This window comes from uncultured Aquimarina sp., assembly GCF_947492965.1.
GTDB lineage: Bacteria > Bacteroidota > Bacteroidia > Flavobacteriales > Flavobacteriaceae > Aquimarina.
In genome coordinates, this window is sequence record NZ_CANLOZ010000002.1 from 758,287 (window position 1) to 777,569 (window position 19,283).

Below are 19,283 nucleotides of genomic sequence, written 5' to 3' on the forward strand. Positions count from 1 at the left end.
CTACCCAAGCAATTCTTTTTCCTTCATATTTTTTACAAAAGGTTGTTTTGTCATCCGAACACCTTTTGCGGCTTTTATAGCATTAGCAATTGCAGCTCCTGCTGGTGGTAATGTAGGTTCACCTAATCCTGTAGGCGCAACATCACTTTCGATAAAATGTGTTTCTACAATAGGTGTTTCATTCATTCTAATTAAACGATATGTATTAAAATTAGTATCCTGAGGTTTACCATCTTTAAAGGTGAAATCTCCATACATAGCATGCCCTATTCCATCGATAACTCCTCCTTCTATTTGGTTTTTAGCTCCTAAAGGATTTACAACAATACCACAATCAACCACACAAGTTATCTTTTTTACTACAGGTTGATCATCTTCTATGACTACATCTGCTACTTCGGCTACATGTGTATTATGACAATAATAAGAACTAAACCCTTGAAATACTCCTTCAGGTTTTTTACCCCACTCAGATTTTTCAACTGCGGTTTTGATCACTTGTTCCAATCGCTCTGGAGAATATTGAATTCTTTCATCATCATGACCTTTCACATTCTGCAATAAGTCTAGTCGCAATCGTATATTATCTACTTCCATTACTTCAGCTAGCTCATCAAAGAAACTTTGCTCTGCAAAAGCAAGAAAATTCGTGTATGGCGCTCTCCAAGCTCCTATGGTAATATTACTATCATATTTAGCAACGTCTACCTGATAATTTTCCACTGCTCCCGCAGGAAAGAAATTAGGAATTAAGCCATACATATTAGAATTCACTGCAGCTTCTTTTAAGTGATAACCTGTTAATTTACCATCTTTTATCGCAGCACTAATTCTATATTTTATTGCTGGTCTGTAAATTCCTGCAGACATATCATCTTCTCTAGAATACACCACCTTAACCGGTTTTTTGGCGATATTGGAGATTTCTGCAGCTTCTAAAGCAAAATCCCCATATAATCTTCTACCAAAACCACCACCCATTCTGGTCATATCTACGGTAACTTCTTCTGGCTTTCTATTTAATAGTTCCGCTACTCTTCTTGCCGTCCCTGCTGGTGTTTGAATAGGTCCAACCAAACGCACTTTTTCTTGGGTTACATCTGCAAAGAAATTCATAGGTTCCATGCAATTATGCGGTAGAAAAGGAGATTCATATGTTCTCTCTAAAACCTTGTCTGCATTTGCAAAAGCTTTTTTAACATCTCCGTCTGCCCTCATCGTATTAAACTCATTCCCATCCAAAAGAGCAGTTAATGCTTTATCATGATCTTCTGTATTCTCTAGTTTAGAATCATCTTTCCACTTTGCTTTCACGATCTTTTTAGCCTTCATCGCTGACCAAGTATTTTCAGCCATCACAGCAATCTTATCACCGAACTTAAATATATCGATAACACCTTTTACCGTTTTAGCTTCTGTAGCATCAAAATCTTCTAGTTTTTTACCAAATGCAGGCGGTCTCACTACACTAACGTATAGCATTCCTTCTTCCTTATAATCTAATCCATATAGAGGTTTACCAGATACGATTTTATCGATGTCTACATTTCGAATATCTTTTCCGATAATGGTAAAATCTTTAGGATCTTTTAAACTTATATCTTCAGGAATCTCCAAAGAAGCTGCTTCTTTAACAACTTCTCCGTATCCGAGTTTATCTCCGTTGCTATTGGTTATCACTCCTTCTTTAGTAGTACATGTAGAAGGATCTACTCCCCACTTTGCCGCTGCAGCATTCACTAGCATTTGCCTGGCAGTAGCTCCTGTTTTTCTTAATGGTTCCCAACCATGCCTTAAAGATTGACTTCCTCCAGCCACTTGTCTAGTAAAGTTTTTGGTATCTAATGCACCTTGCGCTACTACAACATTATCCCATGCGACATCTAACTCTTCTGCAATTAACATCGGCATCGAAGTTTTTACTCCCTGCCCAATCTCTGGATTTGGAGAAAAAATAGTGACCATTCCATTATCTGCTATTTTAATAAATGCATTAAAATCATTAAAATTCAAATCAGCAATATCTACAGGAGGTGCAGCTTCTGGTTTACAAGCCTGAAATAGGTTAAAACCAATTAACATTCCTCCACCAGCCAATGCGGATGTTCTTATAAATGACCTTCTACTAACAGAAGGTGTTGTAATACGTTTCATTTTTTTGGATTTAAATTGGTTAACTTAGCTTACTTGCAGCTTTTTCTACAGCTTTTTCTATTCTATTATAGGAAGCACATCTACACAGATTTCCACTCATAGCAGTTCTAATCTCCTCTCTATTAGGATTTGGATTCTGCTCTAAAAACGCTGCTGCAGTCATGATTTGTCCGGCCTGACAATATCCACACTGAGGAACATCTATTTCTTTCCAAGCTTGTTGAATTGGATGCGAAACGTCTTCAGATAACCCTTCTATTGTAGTTATTCCCATTTCAGCAGCTACAGATACTTGTAACAGACAACTTCTTGTAGCTACTCCATCAGCGTGTACTGTGCAAGCGCCACATTGTCCAATTCCGCAACCAAATTTGGTACCCACTAAATCAAAATGATCTCGTAGAATCCATAATAATGGTGTGTCCTTATCTGCATCAACAGAAAGTGATTTACCATTTACTTTTAGATTATAAACAGGCATGAGTTTAATTTTTAAAGATTTGTATTTAATTAGTCTAAATAAGCTAAAAATCCATTTTCGCTTTTTTAAAGTAATAAAAATAAATACTGGGCAATTCAACTTTAACAGAGCTTTATGGTATCCTTATCAATCTATTTTCAAAATCCTTTAATAATTCCGAAATTTGTAAAAAAATATTTCTTTGACGAAACACAAAATAGTAATTACAGGAGGTCCTTCTACTGGAAAAACATCCATCATAAACAAACTCGAAGATGATGGTTTCTTTTGTTTTCCAGAATTTATTAGAAGTATAACTCAAGAGGTGAAACTTAGCAACGACGCGATGGAAATCGCCTCTAATCCTATTGTATCTGTTGATGATCCTTACGATTTCAATTTACAACTTTTGCAAGGTAGAATTGATCAGTATCGGGATCCTAAGGCTAGTGATAAACAAATTTCATTTTATGATCGTGGAATTCCTGATGTTCTTGCGTACATGGATTTGTTTGATCAAACATATGATGAAACTTTTATTGATGCTTGTAAGTCGTATCGGTATAATAAGATTTTTATACTTCCTCCATGGGAAGACATTTACACTTCTGATGAAGAAAGATATGAAAGTTTTGAGGAAGCAAAACAAATCTACCTTCACTTATTAAACACTTATACAAAGTTTGGATACAATTGTATAGAAGTTCCTTTTGGAAATGTAAAAGAACGCAGTACCTTTATATTAGAACACGTTTTATAAAATAGTATTGATGATTTCCCCTATTCAACTATTAAAGGAAAATTGGAATTATGATTCTTTCAGACCTTTTCAGGAAGAGATCATCAATGCGCTCCTCCAAAATAATGATGTCTTTGGTCTACTACCTACTGGTGGAGGTAAATCCATTTGTTTTCAAATTCCAGCCCTTTTAAAACCAGGTATTTGTATTGTTATATCACCACTAATTGCTTTAATGCAAGATCAAGTACAACATTTACAACAAAAAGGTATTAAGGCAATAGCGCTTACTAGTGGAATCAAATATTCTGAACTAGATACGCTATTAGATAATTGCATCTATGGTAATTATAAGTTCCTTTATCTTTCGCCAGAGCGATTACAGCAAGATCTAGTGAAAGAACGTTTAAAAAAAATGAACATTAATCTGATTGCAGTAGATGAGGCACATTGTATATCACAATGGGGTAATGATTTTCGGCCTTCTTATAAAAAAATAAGAACTCTAAGAGAGCTAAAACCTTCTGTTCCTATAATTGCACTTACGGCCTCTGCTACTCCCGAAGTAGTAGATGATATTATAATTGAATTAGATTTATTTCAGCCAAAAGTATTCCGACAATCTTTTTACCGGAATAACCTGGGATATATCGTAACCCAAACTTTAGATAAAAATGATCAATTACTTCGGATTCTTTCTAAATATAAAGGTAGTTCTATCATTTATGTACGAAATCGAAAATCTGCCATAGAGATTAGCGATTTCCTAAACGCAAATAAACTGAAGGCAACTTACTATCATGGAGGTGTCGACGCAAAAGAAAAGACCAAACGTTTCCAACAATGGATGCAAGAGGAAATTACTATTATGGTAGCTACCAATGCTTTTGGAATGGGTATTGATAAATCGAATGTAAAAACCATTATACATTATAGCATTCCCGAAAGTATAGAAAGTTATTTTCAGGAAGCAGGAAGAGCTGGAAGAGACGGAACCAAATCATTTGCATTCTTATTAAATAGCAATAATGATATCCGCAACGTTCAAAATCAATTTATAAAAGTATTACCCGATATAGAATTTGTAAAACTGGTTTATCGTAAACTTTGCAATTATTTTCGGATATCTTATGGAGAAGGTGAACAATCTTCCCATGGTTTCAATTTTAATATATTCTGCAAAACTTATAATTTAAACACACTGATAACCTACAATGCATTACAGTTTTTAGATCGTTGTAGTGTATTAAGTTTTTCTCAACGATACTCCAAAAAGAGTACAATCCATATCACTACCACTGGAAATCATCTTTTAGGGTATCTAGAACAAAAACCCCACTTAGCATTAATTACCAAAGCAATATTGCGAACATATGGAGGTATTTTTGACGAAGAAGTAAAAGTTAATCTATCACTAATCGCTTCCAAAGTTAATTGTACAGAAACGGATGTAATCGACACATTAAAACAACTAGAGGAAGCCGAACTTCTTATTTTTAAGCATAAACTAACGGATGCTAATATTACTTTTTTAGTACCTAGAGAAGATGATCATACTATTAATAGAATAAAACCTTATATAACAGAATTGCGATTATCAAAAACCAAAAAGGTAAATGCAATGATTGATTTTGTACAAAACGAGAAAATATGCAGAAGTAGGTTTTTACTAAAGTATTTTGGAGAGCAAGATGCTGCTGATTGTGGAATATGTGATATATGCCTTGCCAAAAAAAAATCAGTTATTGATCCTGTAGCAATCAAAAAACAAATACTCACTCTTTTAACAAAACAAGACTTATCCTCCAGAGAATTGCTACATCAACTAGATTGCTCCGAAGAAGAAGGATTAAAAATACTAAGAGAATTAAACGAACATCGTATTATAAAAATAAATTCTTATAACAACTATCAACTCGTATAAATACATGAGAGACTTACGAATTCTATTTATGGGTACACCTGATTTTGCAGTAGAAACCCTTAAAACAATTATAGAAAATAAATTTAATGTTGTTGGTGTTATTACTGCTCCAGACAAACCTGCTGGAAGAGGTAGAAAACTAAGAGCGTCTGCGGTAAAAGAATATGCATTATCCCAAGGTCTAACGATATTACAACCAACGAATCTAAAAAATGAAGATTTTATAAAAGAACTAGCTTCCTTAGAAGCAAACCTAAATATCGTAGTTGCCTTTAGAATGCTACCAAAAGTAGTATGGAACATGCCCGAGTATGGCACATTTAATCTTCATGCATCTTTATTACCAGATTACCGAGGTGCTGCACCAATTAATTGGGCTATAATCAATGGAGAACAAAAAACTGGAATTACTACTTTTTTTATCGATGAAAAAATTGATACTGGTCATATCATTCTTCAAAAAGAAGTAGAAATTAAAAAACAGGACACTGCAGGAATACTTCATGATAAATTAATGACACAAGGAGCAGCTTTGGTAATTGACACCATTAAAGCCATAGAAAACGAAACGGTTACTACTACAAAACAACCAAAAGAAGAGACTTTTAAAACCGCTTATAAACTTCATAGAGAAAATACCAAGATTAATTGGGAGGACTCAATTGAAAATATTTACAACCTTATTAGAGGTTTGAGTCCTTATCCTTCTGCCTGGAGTAACCTATATAATAAAGGAGAAGAAATATCTATAAAAGTATATGAAGCTGAAATAGAACTTATAGAACATAATTTTGAGATAGGAAAAGTAATCATTGAAGATTCTAAAATCAAAGTTTCGGTAGTAAAAGGATATATTATTTTAAATAAGATTCAACTTCCGGGGAAAAAAGCTATGGAAGCTAAAGCACTCCTTAACGGGTACACTTTTTATAAAGATGCTAAAATGTGCTGAGCCCTTGCTATCAAAGGAGTAAGAAAAATCCAATAATTTATATATGTTTATTAACAATCACCTTGAGTTATCAACAAAAGCCCGTATTTACTGGGCTAATCCTTGCACGAATCATAAATCCGTATAAATTTGTAGAGCGTTTAACAAAAATTTGGTTTAACCAACAATTAATTTAAAAACAGAATTATGAACAAAACAGAATTAATCGATGCAATGGCAGCTGATGCTGGAATTACAAAAGCAGCAGCAAAGAAAGCTTTAGAGTCTTTTTTAGGAAATGTTGAAGGTTCTCTTAAAAAAGGTGACCGTGTTTCTTTAGTTGGATTCGGTTCTTGGTCAGTTTCTAAAAGAGCTGCAAGAGAAGGTAGAAACCCTCAGACAGGAAAAACTATCAAGATCGCTGCTAAAAACGTTGTAAAGTTCAAAGCTGGTGCAGATTTATCTAGTTCAGTTAACTAATTTAGTTAGTTTTTGATATTATAAAGAGCTCCTTTTTAAAGGAGCTTTTTTTATGGAGAACAGCTAAAAATCGGCTATACTTTTTGATTATTAGAAATAATTATTTAGTTTTAGTATAAACTACACCATCTATGATTTCATTACAACCAGCAAAAGGACACCTTCTGATTGCAGAACCATCGATTATTGGCGATGTTTCTTTTAATCGTTCGGTCGTACTTTTAGCAGATCATAGTAATCAGGGATCTATAGGCTTTATCATGAATAAACCATTAGATTATGTGCTTTCTGATTTAGTTCCTGAAGTAGAATCAGAATTTCAAATTTATAACGGAGGTCCTGTTGAGCAGGATAATCTGTATTTCATTCATAAAATTCCAGAGTTAATTCCTAATAGTGTAGAGATTTCTTCAGGAATTTATTGGGGTGGTGATTTTTCGGTAGTATCTAAATTAATTATCGAAAATAAAATTACACCTAATGAAATTCGTTTTTTCTTAGGGTATTCTGGATGGGATGCAAAACAATTACTACAAGAATTAGAAGCTAACTCTTGGGTGATTGTAAAAAACACTTATGAGAAGAATATTATAGGAAAATCCTATAATACTTTCTGGAAAGAAAAAATGATCGAACTTGGAGGAGAATATGTGCTGTGGTCCAACGCGCCTGCAGATCCTAGTTATAATTAATTTCCCAGTCTTATTTGTGCATTTAATACCCCAAGTAATCTTCTAGCAATATCTAAATTATACTCTTTCTTTCTAAACTTAGTAATAGGTTGAATACCATGTATTACATTAGTTATAAAAAGTTCGTCTGCTTTCTGCAATTCGAAAGGAGAAATAGAAGCTTCCTCTATTTCGTATTCTGGTAACTTTTCAATGATTCTTACTAACTGGGTACGTAATATCCCTTTAAGACAACCATCAGCAACTGGCGGAGTTTTTATCTTATTCCCTTTTATCAAAAATAAATTTCCATTTAAAGCCTCAATAACCATTTTATTGGAATTAAGTAATAAACAATTATTGTATCCATTTTCTTTAGCAAAAATACCACCAAGAATATTCACCAATTTATTATTAGATTTTAGTGTGGATAATAAATCTGTAGCAACATAATGATCTTTAAATAATGTTACTTCATAAAAATCTTCAGATAAAGTATAAAAAGACGACGTAAGTTGCTTTACCGAAATAGAATAATCAATATCATTGGTAGCTGGCGTATATAAACCTCCTTCTTTTCTATTTACAATGATCTTTACACGAACAGAAGAGTTTGACAAACCATTTTCTTCTATAAGACCTAAAATCTCTTCCTGTAAAAACTCTGGTGTAAACTTCATCGGAATTTGCATTCTTAGAATCCTCATGGAAGCCATTAATCTAAAGTAGTGGTCTTCCCAAAATAGAATAGTACCAGAATTTACTCGTATCGTTTCAAACAAGGCATCACCGTAGGCATATCCTCTGTTGGCTGTAGATAATGTAGCTTCATTATCTTTCAACAAATTTCCGTTTATATTGATCATAAAAAAAGCCCCTTATTACCAATTATCATTGGGCGGGGCAAATATACATTATAAAAATATAGGAATTAAGCAGAACCTAACACATGTTTTAAGTTACTAATCATATTCTCCCATAACATTTTATTTTCATCGATTTCATCATCATCTGAGAAATCTGTAACCATTAAGGATACATCTTTGGTAATTTCATCTACCTGAATTCGCATTTCGAAAAAATAATCACTCCCATCTTCGTCATCCGCTAACCATCTAAATTTAATTCTTTCACCACTTTTTTTACTTAAAAGCTTTGCTTCCTCTTCACTATCGTCCCATATAAATGTAAACATTTCACCTCGTGAATTTACATTATCAGAAAACCACTCAGAAAGTCCTGAAGGAGTAGAAATGTATTGATATAATAGTTGAGGAGAAGATTGTATTACAAATTCAAGCTCGTATTTTATTTTTTCAGACATATTGGAAATTGTTAGTAAGCCAATATATAGATTAATTATTGACTTTAAAAATATTTGAAAAAAATTAATTCTACTTTATTGTTTGCTACAATGGTTTTTGTTTTTATATTTGCACCCGAATTAAAATGATGTAGCATCTATTTGGCGAGGTAGCTCAGCTGGTTAGAGCGTTGGATTCATAACCCAGAGGTCGGGGGATCGTGCCCCCCTCTCGCTACATTAATTCACAAAGCCCTTAGAAATAAGGGCTTTTTTGGTTTTATGGAAGAGTTTGTAGTCTACATATTATATTCTGAAAAGTATAACAAAAGCTATACGGGATACACTGCTGATCTAATAAGTCGTTTTAGATCTCATAACAAATTAGCAACAAAAGGGTTTACCATTCGATATAGACCTTGGAAAGTTGTCTATCTGGAGTTTTTAAAAACTAAAAAAGAAGCTATTATTAGAGAAAAATTCTTGAAATCTGGAAAAGGAAGAGCTTGGGTAAAAGATAAACTAATGTTATAGCTAAAGATTCTTATCCGCCTAAGGCGGACGGGGGATCGTGCCCCCCTCTCGCTACATTAATTCACAAAACCCTTAGAAATAAGGGCTTTTTTGGTTTTATGAAAGAATTCGTAGTTTATATATTATTATCTAAAAAGTATAATAAAACTTATACTGGTTATACTTCTGACTTAATTAAACGTTTTCACTCCCACAATCAACTTGCAACAAAAGGATTCACGATAAAATATAGACCTTGGTTGGTAGCCTATATAGAGTTTTTTACAAACAAAAAGGAAGCTTTAGAAAGAGAAAAATTCCTAAAATCTGGGAAAGGAAGAGCTTGGGTAAAAGACAAACTAATATTATAGATAAGGATTCTTATCCTCCTAAGGCGGACGGGGGATCGTGCCCCCCTCTCGCTACATTAATTCACAAAGCCCTTAGAAATAAGGGCTTTTTTGGTTTTATGAAAGAATTCGTAGTTACATATTATATTATCTAAAAAGTATAACAAAACTCTTACCATCATGCACTAAATCCGTTTAAAACGTCTAAATCAAACTAAACTAATAAGAAATTGAATAACTATCGAAACAAAAAACCATCTTAAAATATCTTTTAAGATGGTTTTTGTTATTTAATAAAATGCTAATGCTACATCTGTCTGCTTAAAGCATCTATTTGTTTTGTTTTTTCCTGCATATACTTACTCATCTTTTCCATTTCCTCTGCAGGTAATGTAGAAATTAATTTCCTGTACTGTTTGGTAAGGCTAGTACTAGACTCACTCAGCTTTAGAAAAGCGTCCAAATCGGCTTTGGACTCTACAGCTTTTTTATATTTTGCCACATAAGCTTCATAATCCCTGATATACTTTCTCGCTTCCTGACTATCAAATGAAGGTGCTCCAGCAGGTAATTTTATTTCCTCAGTTTTTGGCTTCTTCTTCTTAGGTTTCTTTTTCTTCTTTACTACTGGTTTTTTTTCTTCTACAACTTCAACAACATCCGTTGAGTCAACCACCTCTTCGACAACTTCGACTTTATCTTCTTTAGGATCCTTTTTGCAGGATACCGCAAAAGATAATAAGAGACATAAAAGAGAACTCAATAAGATATTTTTCATAATTATAATTTTAGGGTAGTTAATAGTATTTGCTTTTAGTACGGTATATTTATTGGTTGTAATTTTAGCTTAAAAGTAACTTTAATTCTTCAAAATTCATAGTTTCTTGTGTTCCAGTCTTCATATTTTTAACTGTATAATTGTTATTTTCTATTTCTGAAGTTCCCGCAAGAACAACAAACGGTATTACTCTTTTATTAGCATATTTCATTTGTTTATTCATTTTTGCACTATCAGGATATAGCTCAGCAATAACACCTTCTTTTCTTAATTGAGCAACCGCTTTAAGACTATACAATCCCTCATCCGTTCCAAAATTAATAAATAAGGCTTTAGTTCCTGGTGCTACGGTATCAGGAAACAGCCCTAATTCCTCTATAACCAAATATATCCTATCCAATCCAAATGAGATACCTACTCCACTTACATCTTTAAGTCCAAAAATACCTGTAAGATCATCATAACGACCACCTCCTCCGATAGAGCCCATTTTGACTCCTTCTGGAGCTGATACTTCAAAAATTGCTCCTGTGTAGTAATTTAAACCTCGTGCTAAAGTAACATCCAAATCAAGTTCTGCAGTTTCTAACGGAATTTCCTTGATAGCATTTATGATAAACTCTAATTCATCTACTCCTTTTGTACCTTCTTCAGAGGCATTCAGAAGCTCTCTCAATTTAGTTAACTTCTCTGCAGTAGTTCCTGTAAAATTAAAAAGAGGTTGTACCTTATCTATGGCGGTTTGTTCGATACCTTTAGAAAGCATTTCTTTTTTAACACCTTCCTCTCCTATCTTATCCAGTTTATCTAATGCAACCGTAAAATCAATCAATTTATCACTAGCTCCAATCACTTCTGCAATCCCTGAAAGAATCTTACGATTATTCATTTTTATCGTAACTCCTTCTAAACCTAATTTAGAAAACACTTTATCATAAAGCTGAACAAAGTCTACTTCTTGCCATAAAGATTTACTACCTACCACATCTGCATCACACTGATAAAACTCCCTAAACCTTCCTTTCTGTGGACGATCTGCTCTCCATACAGGTTGAATCTGATACCTTTTAAACGGAAAATCAATTTCATTTTGATGCTGAACTACATATCTAGCAAATGGAACTGTTAAATCATAACGAAGCGCTTTCTCGCTGATTTTAGAGGTCATCTTACCACTATCTTTTGTAGCATACAATGTATCATCTACCTTATTTAGATAATCTCCACTATTCAATATCTTAAAAATAAGACGATCTCCTTCTTCTCCATATTTACCCATCAATGTTTCACTATTTTCAAAACTTGGAGTTTCTATGGGATGGAAACCAAACAACTGAAATTGTTCTCTAATAGTATTCATAATATAACTTCTCTTAGCTACTTCAATTGGAGAAAAATCACGTGTTCCTTTTGGTATAGAAGGTTTTTGTGCCATATATGTTTATTAAATTTTCAGCAAAAGTATACAATTCTTTATTTATACTTTTACTACTAATTCTGATTCGTTATAAAGGATGTAAAGATCTAAAAAAGCTTAAAATTTTATATTAAAAAACATAAAGAGTTTTACTTATTTAAATAAAATTTACTTTTTTGAGTAACTTTAAGGACGTTTTGTAGTCTTATACAGGAAACGATACTAATTCACTAATTATGTTTTCACTTTTTCGCGAGAATGTTCGTATTGCTTTAGATTCTATTAAGGGGCAACTTTTACGCACTATTCTTACCGTATTAATCATTGCTATTGGTATTACAGCATTAGTAGGAATATTAACTTTTTTAGGAGCTTTAGAAAACACCATTACTGGAGATTTTGCCTCTATGGGTTCTAATACTTTTAATATTCAACGTTATGAATTTACTACCAGAAGAGGTGGTAGCGGCGAAAGAGAGAAAATAAACCCTATTATTAGTTATAGAAACGTACGACAGTTTAAAGAAAAATTCCAATATCCTTTTTCTAAAACTTCAATTTCATTTACAGGAACACGAAATGCAGAAGTAAAATTTGAAAATGAAAAAACAGATCCTGAAGCTTCGGTAGTAGGAGTTAATGAAAACTATTTAGAAAATAGCGGTACTGAAGTAGAATTTGGAAGAAATTTTACTTTTTTTGATATAGAAAACAACAATCGTGTTTGTCTAATCGGACCAGATTTTAAGAAGAATATTTTTAAAGATACTGATCCTGTAAATAAAACGATTAGCATTAGAGGTGTGAAATTTAAAGTGATTGGTGTTTTAGAGAGCAAAGGTGCAACTTTCAGAAACAATCAAGATCTTAAAGTATTAATTCCTTTGCAAGTAGCACGTTCGATTTATACTTTACCAAACATTAACTATAACATCAGTGTAAAGGTAGATGATAAACAGTTTTTAGAAGGCGCGCAAGATGAAGCTATTATTACTTTTAGAAAAATACGCGGTCTCAATCCTATAGAAGAAAATAACTTTGGTCTAGAACGAAGTGATGACTTGATTAACCGTATCTCTAGCATTACTGGATATTTGTATTGGGCAGCATGGATCATTAGTATCATTACTATTTTCGGATCTTCGATTGCACTTATGAATATCATGCTCGTTTCTGTTACCGAGCGAACCAGAGAGATAGGAGTTCGAAAAGCTCTAGGAGCTAAAAAGAACATAATTTCTACCCAATTTTTTATGGAAACCGTTATTATTGGTCAAATCGGTGGCGTAGTAGGTATTATACTAGGAATAACGATTGGAGCTATTATTGTAGCTGTTTCAGGCTTTGAATTTAGTACGCCTTGGTTAGCGATTTTCGCCGCAGTAGTTACCTCATTTTTAACTGCAGTTGTTTCTGGGTCCTATCCAGCTGTAAAAGCAGCAAAACAAGATCCTATAGAATCGTTACGATATGAGTAATTTGTAAGACAAGCTTACTATTCTTTATCCCCAATAAGTTTATCAAAATATTGAAACAACTCACCTTTGGTGATATTTGCACCTTGAAGAATCAGTTTAAACTTATCCATATTTGGATCCTCTCCGTAAGCTTTATTGGCATTATAGAAAGCTACTTTATCGTCTAATAAATTATTTCGTAACCAATCATATCCTTCTTTTGTAGTGATATCAATATCTTCTACATTTACTTTTATAGCAATCAAATGCATTTCCATTTCTCCAAGATGAAACAGATGTATTAGATCTTTAGAAAAATGTTCTAAAAACTGAGCGCTATTAAGAACACCTTCCCAAACTAGGTCACTAAAAACATCTATCTCTTCCTCTGCCACTTCAGGTTTATTTGCCTTGATATCACTCCATTCTTCAGCTGTAATAGATTGTGTCGCTAAAAAATTAATAAACTCTTGATGTAATTCTTCTAATTGTTCTTTGGTGAGCCTTTTATACTTCATCTTTTCTATAAATTGGCTGCAAAAATAGTAATAATTAAAAATCCGCTCCTAATAATTAGGAACGGATTTTTTATAGTATTCTGAATACAATGGTTTTAGTTAAATATATAGCGCAAACCAACTTGTGCTTGCCATCTAGAGTCTAAACTAAAATCATTTGCGAATGTCTTTGTCTGCGAAGTGTCAAAAGAATAGGTAGGTGTATTAGTAGCATCCACAGTAACACCAATTGGCTGATCATTTACTGGTATCTGAATCACACCCCAATCAGAATTTAACAAATTTCCAAAATTTAGAATATCAACGCTTAATTGGATTGTATTCGTCTTATCACCTATTTGAAAATTATAATCCTGTAAAAGTTTTACATCCCATCTTCCTCGCCAGGGACTTAAAATTGCATACTTCTCAGCATAATTACCCCTTCTTCCTCTAAGATACTCATCCTGTTGGATATATGCTTCTAGCGCAGCTCTTTGCTCTTCTTGTTCTGCTGGAGTTCCACTAAAGTTATAAGTCCCTAATTCTGTTTGTGTTGGAATATAAATCAAATCATTCAATACCGATCCATCATTATTGATATCTCCAGAATAGGTGTAAGAGAATCTTCCTCCTTGAGCATATTCATAAAAAGCCCCTAATGATGTTCTCCATTGTTTATTCTTTCCATAGTGGAAAGATTTGTTTAATTGCCCCACAATTCTATGCCTATCCCCATATCTAGATGCAGTACTTATCGCTTGATTTACATTTCCAAGAGCTGGATTTCTATCATAAGCATCACTCGAAATTTCTGCATCAAGCGAACTCGCATCTTCAGCCTCTAAGAAGTTATAAGCAACACTGGCAAATAATCCATTCTTAAAACTCTTTTGTAATTTAAATGACCAATTAAAAGAATGTCCTACATTCGTATTTGTAAAAACATAGGCATTTGTAACCCCTCCAAACTCATTAACAGCCCTATCAGATGCCAAATATATAGGTCTACTATCAGCGCCATTTAATGTTCCGGAAGGTGTCCCTAATCCAAAATTACGAACCATTTGTGCATTGATATCTTCAGTATAAATAATATCAGTAGATGCGATCAACCCATTTTTAAACTTATAATCAATTCCTAAACTATTTCTAAATACTTGAGGGAATTGAAAATCTGGAGAAGACGTAGTGTAAAAGAAGAAATTTGGATTTGCCACTTGATTCCCTATCCATACAAAAGGAAGTCGCCCCGTAAAAATCCCTGTTCCTCCTCTTATTTGTAATGTCTTATCCCCTAGTATATCATAGTTAAATCCTAATCTAGGAGAAATTAATAATTTTTTAGAAGGTAAGTCTAAGCTATTTAAATTAGTTGGGCTTCCATTTTCATCAAAATAAGTAATTCCAGGTTGGTAATTCCCATCTGGGAACTCTCCACCCGCTGCTCTTTCGATATTTTCGACAATTTTATCTCTGGTATCAAAAAATAGTGGTTGATCCACTCTAATCCCATAAGTTAACGTAAACTTGTCACTCATTCTCCATTTATCCTGTGCATAAAAAGCCAATTGCCCAACATTTGTTTCTGCCAACGCCCAATTATCTGTCGAATTATTGGTATCGAATACATTTCTAGCATTCGCAAGCGCTTCTGTAATAAGACCGTTATTTACAGCTTGCTCAAAACTATTCGTAGAACCAGGTGTAATCCTTACACTATCAAAATCTGGCGCAAAAGTACCCACCCCACCATCGGCATTAAAATACGTATATACTCCAAGATTAAAAGAATTATCAAACTCAAATCTTTCAAAACTACCTCCTAGAGTAATTGTATGTTTACCGGTTACAATATTTAAATTATTAGTTACCTGATATACTTTTTGTTCCAATCTATTATTTATAGAAAACGGTTCATGCCCGGCAACAATATATCGAACACCATCTTGTGCAATATTAATAGGTGGAGCTGCTGCTGAAAAAGGATCTCTACTATCGTCAAACAAGGTATAACCTGCCTGAAATTTATTAGAGATATTTCCTCCAAAATTGGAATTTAATTCTACTAAAAAGGAATTAATCTTGTTATTAATTGTGTAACCAGAATTTCTAAACTGTAAAGTAGTAAGATCAGGCCCTCTTCTGCCGATTGCTTCTGGATTTGCTGGTAGATCTCTAGAAGCGTCTAAAAAGTTATAAATTAAAGCTAACCGGTGATTATCACTAATATTCCAATCTAGTTTTAGAATTCCTTTTGTTGATTCTGTATTATGCGTATATCCTTCATAAGGTCCTGTTTGATACCCTAATGAGTCTAATTTCCTTGACACAAATTCTAAATCTTCCGCAGAAACACGAGATACATTCGCACCAGTCAATCCAGGTCTGGCTGCTAAGAAATTAGAACCTAAATCTTCGCGATCATCTATCTCGAAGTTTGCGAAAACAAATAATTTGTTTTTTACAATCGGTCCTCCAATACTTAAACCATATTGTGCTTGGGTCAAATCTGGAACTATAATATCATCATCTCCGACTTTATCTCCTGTTAAATCCTGATTACGATAAAAACCATATACAGTACCTTTCCATTCATTCGTACCACTTTTGGTAACAGCATTTACCGATGCTCCGGTAAATCCAGCCTGTGTAACATCATAAGGAGCTGTAGAGACTTGAATTTGATCAATAGCATCTAAAGAAATAGGTTGCGCATTGGTCTGACCACCTGGAGTTGCAGCATCTAATCCAAAAGGGTTATTAAAAATAGAACCATCTAAACTAAAATTATTAAACTGATCATTTCTTCCTCCAAAAGAACCATTACTCGAAGCTGTTGGTTCTAAACGGTAAAAATCCGCTGCAGACCTAGTAATCGTCGGTAACGATTTTATTTCTCTATTACCAATACTGGTTTCAGCACCTGTTCTTTCGCTACTAAACGTAGCATTTTTATTCGTAGTGATTACAACCTCTTCTAATTGATTAGCGTCCTCAATCATAACCACATCAATATTGTACGTTTGCCCTAACTGAAGATACACATCATCAAATACCTTTTTCTTAAATCCAACATAGCTAATTGTTACACGATAGGGTCCTCCTACTCGTAAATTAATAAGATCAAATCTACCATCGAAATTGGTTGTTCCACCATAAGTGGTTCCAGTAGGCGAATGAACAGCAGTAATATTAGCTCCTGGTAGTAATTGATTGGCATTATCATATACCAAACCAGAAATATTGGATGTCGTTACCTGAGCATGAATAGTAATTGCCAATAAGGCAAAGACTAGATTGATAAGAGTTTTTTTCATTGATTGATCGTTTTTGTGTGAATACAATGAAAATAAACAAAAAAACCACTCCAAAGGAGCGGTTTTTATATTCTTATAAACTGGTTTATTAACCGATTTAGTATTATGCTTGCGCTATAACTTCAAACGTAAGTGGAGTAATAACAGCTCTGTGAAGACGAATTGAAGCTTCGTACTGACCAAGACGTTTTATTGTTCCACCTGGTACTGTGATGAATTTTTTCTCTAATTCAACACCTTCTTTAGCTAAAGCTTCAGAAACATCAGCACTAGAAACAGAACCAAATAATTTATCGCCTGTTCCAACTTTTGCAGCGATTTTAATTTCAAAAGCAGCTATTTTCTTCGCTAATTTCTCTGCATCTTCAATTTCTTTCTTTTCTTTAAAAGCACGTTGCTTTAACGTTTCTTCTAATACTTTCTTAGCAGATGGAGTAGCTAACACTGCATATCCTCCTGGGATTAAAAAGTTACGTCCATAACCGTTCTTCACCTCTACTACATCGTCTGCGAATCCTAGATTCTCAACGTCTTTCTTTAATATAAGTTCCATAATGTTATGACGAATTTTATTTTAATAAATCTCCAACGTATGGCATTAATGCTAAGTGTCTTGCTCTTTTTACAGCAACACTCACTTTACGTTGATATTTTAAAGATGTTCCTGTAAGACGACGAGGCAATAATTTCCCTTGTTCGTTTACAAAAGCCATTAAGAAATCAGGATCTTTATAATCAATATATTTAATTCCTGATTTTTTAAAACGACAATATTTCTTCGTTTTAGAAGTATCTATATTTAATGGAGTAAGATATCTGATCTCTCCATCTTTTTTTCCTTTAGCTTGTTGTTCTATCGATGACATAATTAAGCTTTTTGTTTGTTTCTATTTCTTCTTTTCTCAGCCCAAGCGATTGCATGCTTATCTAATTTTACAGTTAAATAACGCATCACTCTTTCATCTCTTCTGAACTCAACCTCTACAGTGTTGATAGCTTCTCCTGGTACAGTGTACTCAAATAAGTGATAAAATCCACTTTTCTTGTGCTGGATTGCATAAGCTAACTTCTTAAGACCCCAGTCTTCTTTAGATATCATCTTGGCACCGTTAGAAACAAGAATGTCTTCGTATTTCTTAACTGTTTCCTTTATCTGCTCTTCAGATAAAACGGGATTCAAGATGAAAACAGTTTCATAATGATTCATAAAAAATCTATTTTTAATTAAAATTGGCTGCAAAAGTAATACTATTTTTTAAAATATTCAATAAACTCAACAAGAGAGTAAATAAAAAGTATTATCAAAAATGTAAAAATCATCCATCTATCGTTAAAAAACACAATTCATCGATAAAATACACAAATTCATTTAAGTTTAGATAATTTTTGAGTACTATTGTAACATCCTAAATCTAATAAAATGAAAAAACCTTTAATCAAATGCGCAGTCGTAGATGATTCTAATATGCAGCGTCTTGCTATAACCCAATTAATCAGAAAACAACCCCAATTAGAACTGGTAGGTGAATGGAGCAACGCCATCGAAGCAAAGAATGGATTACTAGATGTACATACGGATGTATTATTTCTCGACATAGAAATGCCTGTACTAAATGGATTTAATCTTCTTGATTATTTAGAAGACAAGCCTCATGTTGTCATCGTTACTGGAAAATCGAAATATGCTCATAAAGCCTTTGATTATAATGCAATAGATTTTTTAAAAAAACCTTTGAAATCAAGTCGTTTTTCTATCACCATAGATAAACTTTTACAAGCCGATAATTTTCATAAAAAAATCGAAGCGGAAAAAAATAGTCCTTCGATATTCATAAAAAGCGGTTTAAAAGAATATAAGGTTTATTTACAAGACATTTTATACGTATCAGCAATGGGAGATTTTGCAAAAATTCATTTAGAAAAAAGCTCTCCTTTGGTTGTAACTGGCACGATGACTTACTTAGAATCATTATTACCAAAACAATACTTTTTTAGAGTGCATCGATCATTTATTGTAAATCTGGAAAAAATAGAACGTTTTACCTCCAGTTATTTGGAAATTAAAAACGAGGCCATTCCCATTAGTAGACAAAAGAAACAAGAATTAAGGGATATTTTAAAATCTTTTTAGTATTAATAACCATAAAAATTATTTACAAGTAACTGTGATTAAAGTGATTCTAAAAAATGACATTTAAAATAAAAAAACATCGGAATTTTTCATTTCGATGAAACACATTTTTTATCGATAAAAAGCGTAAAATGTTTGTGGAAATAATATATATTCAT

Annotated in this window: 20 protein-coding genes and 1 tRNA gene; 10 read left to right on the forward strand and 11 right to left on the reverse strand. The window is 33.2% G+C overall.

The window, feature by feature from the left end:
- The gene (locus Q1B37_RS07865) at positions 1-2,154 is read right to left on the reverse strand and encodes a molybdopterin cofactor-binding domain-containing protein (RefSeq protein WP_299897510.1); all 2,154 of its coding nucleotides are present in this window, start codon (positions 2,152-2,154) and stop codon (positions 1-3) included.
- Between the two features lie 19 nt (positions 2,155-2,173).
- Entirely contained in the window at positions 2,174-2,635 is a 462-nt protein-coding gene (locus tag Q1B37_RS07870) for a (2Fe-2S)-binding protein (RefSeq protein WP_299897513.1), read from the reverse strand.
- A gap of 181 nt (positions 2,636-2,816) precedes the next feature.
- Here Q1B37_RS07870 and Q1B37_RS07875 point away from each other — a divergent pair, with 181 nt between their 5' ends.
- The 5 genes from Q1B37_RS07875 to Q1B37_RS07895 all read left to right on the forward strand — a co-directional run bounded on the left by Q1B37_RS07875 (position 2,817) and on the right by Q1B37_RS07895 (position 7,380).
- Entirely contained in the window at positions 2,817-3,374 is a 558-nt protein-coding gene (locus Q1B37_RS07875) for an ATP-binding protein (protein WP_299897516.1), read from the forward strand.
- A gap of 10 nt (positions 3,375-3,384) precedes the next feature.
- Positions 3,385-5,277 carry an ATP-dependent DNA helicase RecQ gene (locus Q1B37_RS07880; RefSeq protein ID WP_299897519.1) on the forward strand — a complete coding sequence of 631 codons (1,893 nt, stop codon included), beginning with the start codon at positions 3,385-3,387 and terminating at the stop codon, positions 5,275-5,277.
- A 4-nt stretch (positions 5,278-5,281) separates the two neighbouring features.
- Entirely contained in the window at positions 5,282-6,229 is a 948-nt protein-coding gene (fmt, locus tag Q1B37_RS07885) for a methionyl-tRNA formyltransferase (protein WP_299897522.1), read from the forward strand.
- A gap of 186 nt (positions 6,230-6,415) precedes the next feature.
- Positions 6,416-6,688: an HU family DNA-binding protein gene (locus Q1B37_RS07890; protein WP_027391128.1), complete on the forward strand. Its 273-nt coding sequence runs from the start codon at positions 6,416-6,418 to the stop codon at positions 6,686-6,688.
- Positions 6,689-6,819: 131 nt separating this feature from the next.
- On the forward strand, positions 6,820-7,380 hold the full coding sequence (locus Q1B37_RS07895; RefSeq protein WP_299600733.1) for a YqgE/AlgH family protein: 561 nt from the start codon (positions 6,820-6,822) through the stop codon (positions 7,378-7,380).
- Here Q1B37_RS07895 and Q1B37_RS07900 read toward each other — a convergent pair.
- Together Q1B37_RS07900 and Q1B37_RS07905 are read right to left on the reverse strand one after the other, a co-directional pair.
- Positions 7,377-8,225, reverse strand: coding sequence for an aminotransferase class IV (locus Q1B37_RS07900; RefSeq protein WP_299897525.1), 849 nt, complete (start codon positions 8,223-8,225; stop codon positions 7,377-7,379). The genes Q1B37_RS07895 and Q1B37_RS07900 overlap by 4 nt on opposite strands.
- 65 nt (positions 8,226-8,290) lie before the next feature.
- On the reverse strand, positions 8,291-8,683 hold the full coding sequence (locus Q1B37_RS07905; protein WP_299600729.1) for an START-like domain-containing protein: 393 nt from the start codon (positions 8,681-8,683) through the stop codon (positions 8,291-8,293).
- A 143-nt stretch (positions 8,684-8,826) separates the two neighbouring features.
- Between Q1B37_RS07905 and Q1B37_RS07910 the strand changes: the two genes are divergently transcribed.
- The 3 genes from Q1B37_RS07910 (at position 8,827) to Q1B37_RS07920 (ending at position 9,546) form a co-directional block, all read left to right on the forward strand.
- A tRNA-Met gene (locus tag Q1B37_RS07910) sits at positions 8,827-8,900 on the forward strand.
- Positions 8,901-8,944: 44 nt separating this feature from the next.
- Entirely contained in the window at positions 8,945-9,196 is a 252-nt protein-coding gene (locus Q1B37_RS07915) for a GIY-YIG nuclease family protein (protein ID WP_299897528.1), read from the forward strand.
- 98 nt (positions 9,197-9,294) lie between these two features.
- The gene (locus Q1B37_RS07920; protein WP_299897531.1) at positions 9,295-9,546 is read left to right on the forward strand and encodes a GIY-YIG nuclease family protein; all 252 of its coding nucleotides are present in this window, start codon (positions 9,295-9,297) and stop codon (positions 9,544-9,546) included.
- Between the two features lie 286 nt (positions 9,547-9,832).
- Here the strand turns inward: Q1B37_RS07920 and Q1B37_RS07925 are convergent, their stop codons facing one another.
- The gene (locus Q1B37_RS07925) at positions 9,833-10,303 is read right to left on the reverse strand and encodes a hypothetical protein (protein WP_299897534.1); all 471 of its coding nucleotides are present in this window, start codon (positions 10,301-10,303) and stop codon (positions 9,833-9,835) included.
- Positions 10,304-10,367: 64 nt separating this feature from the next.
- Positions 10,368-11,738, reverse strand: a complete 1,371-nt coding sequence (hisS, locus tag Q1B37_RS07930) for a histidine--tRNA ligase (protein ID WP_299897536.1) — start codon at positions 11,736-11,738, stop codon at positions 10,368-10,370.
- Between the two features lie 218 nt (positions 11,739-11,956).
- On the opposite strand from hisS, the gene Q1B37_RS07935 reads away from it, so the two are divergent.
- Positions 11,957-13,198 carry an ABC transporter permease gene (locus Q1B37_RS07935; protein ID WP_299897539.1) on the forward strand — a complete coding sequence of 414 codons (1,242 nt, stop codon included), beginning with the start codon at positions 11,957-11,959 and terminating at the stop codon, positions 13,196-13,198.
- Positions 13,199-13,215: 17 nt separating this feature from the next.
- On the opposite strand, the gene Q1B37_RS07940 is transcribed toward Q1B37_RS07935, so the two are convergent.
- From Q1B37_RS07940 to rpsF, 5 genes are all read right to left on the reverse strand, one after another.
- Positions 13,216-13,695, reverse strand: a complete 480-nt coding sequence (locus tag Q1B37_RS07940; protein WP_299897542.1) for a DUF6495 family protein — start codon at positions 13,693-13,695, stop codon at positions 13,216-13,218.
- A gap of 95 nt (positions 13,696-13,790) precedes the next feature.
- Positions 13,791-16,994, reverse strand: coding sequence for a TonB-dependent receptor (locus Q1B37_RS07945; RefSeq protein WP_299897544.1), 3,204 nt, complete (start codon positions 16,992-16,994; stop codon positions 13,791-13,793).
- A gap of 103 nt (positions 16,995-17,097) precedes the next feature.
- Positions 17,098-17,547: a 50S ribosomal protein L9 gene (gene rplI / locus Q1B37_RS07950; RefSeq protein WP_299897547.1), complete on the reverse strand. Its 450-nt coding sequence runs from the start codon at positions 17,545-17,547 to the stop codon at positions 17,098-17,100.
- Positions 17,548-17,563: 16 nt separating this feature from the next.
- Positions 17,564-17,863: a 30S ribosomal protein S18 gene (gene rpsR, locus Q1B37_RS07955; RefSeq protein WP_174412104.1), complete on the reverse strand. Its 300-nt coding sequence runs from the start codon at positions 17,861-17,863 to the stop codon at positions 17,564-17,566.
- Positions 17,863-18,201: a 30S ribosomal protein S6 gene (gene rpsF / locus Q1B37_RS07960; protein ID WP_299600709.1), complete on the reverse strand. Its 339-nt coding sequence runs from the start codon at positions 18,199-18,201 to the stop codon at positions 17,863-17,865. The genes rpsR and rpsF overlap by 1 nt, the downstream gene beginning before the upstream one ends.
- A 213-nt stretch (positions 18,202-18,414) precedes the next feature.
- Here rpsF and Q1B37_RS07965 point away from each other — a divergent pair, with 213 nt between their 5' ends.
- Positions 18,415-19,125: a LytTR family DNA-binding domain-containing protein gene (locus Q1B37_RS07965; protein ID WP_299897550.1), complete on the forward strand. Its 711-nt coding sequence runs from the start codon at positions 18,415-18,417 to the stop codon at positions 19,123-19,125.
- Positions 19,126-19,283 lie beyond the last annotated feature (158 nt).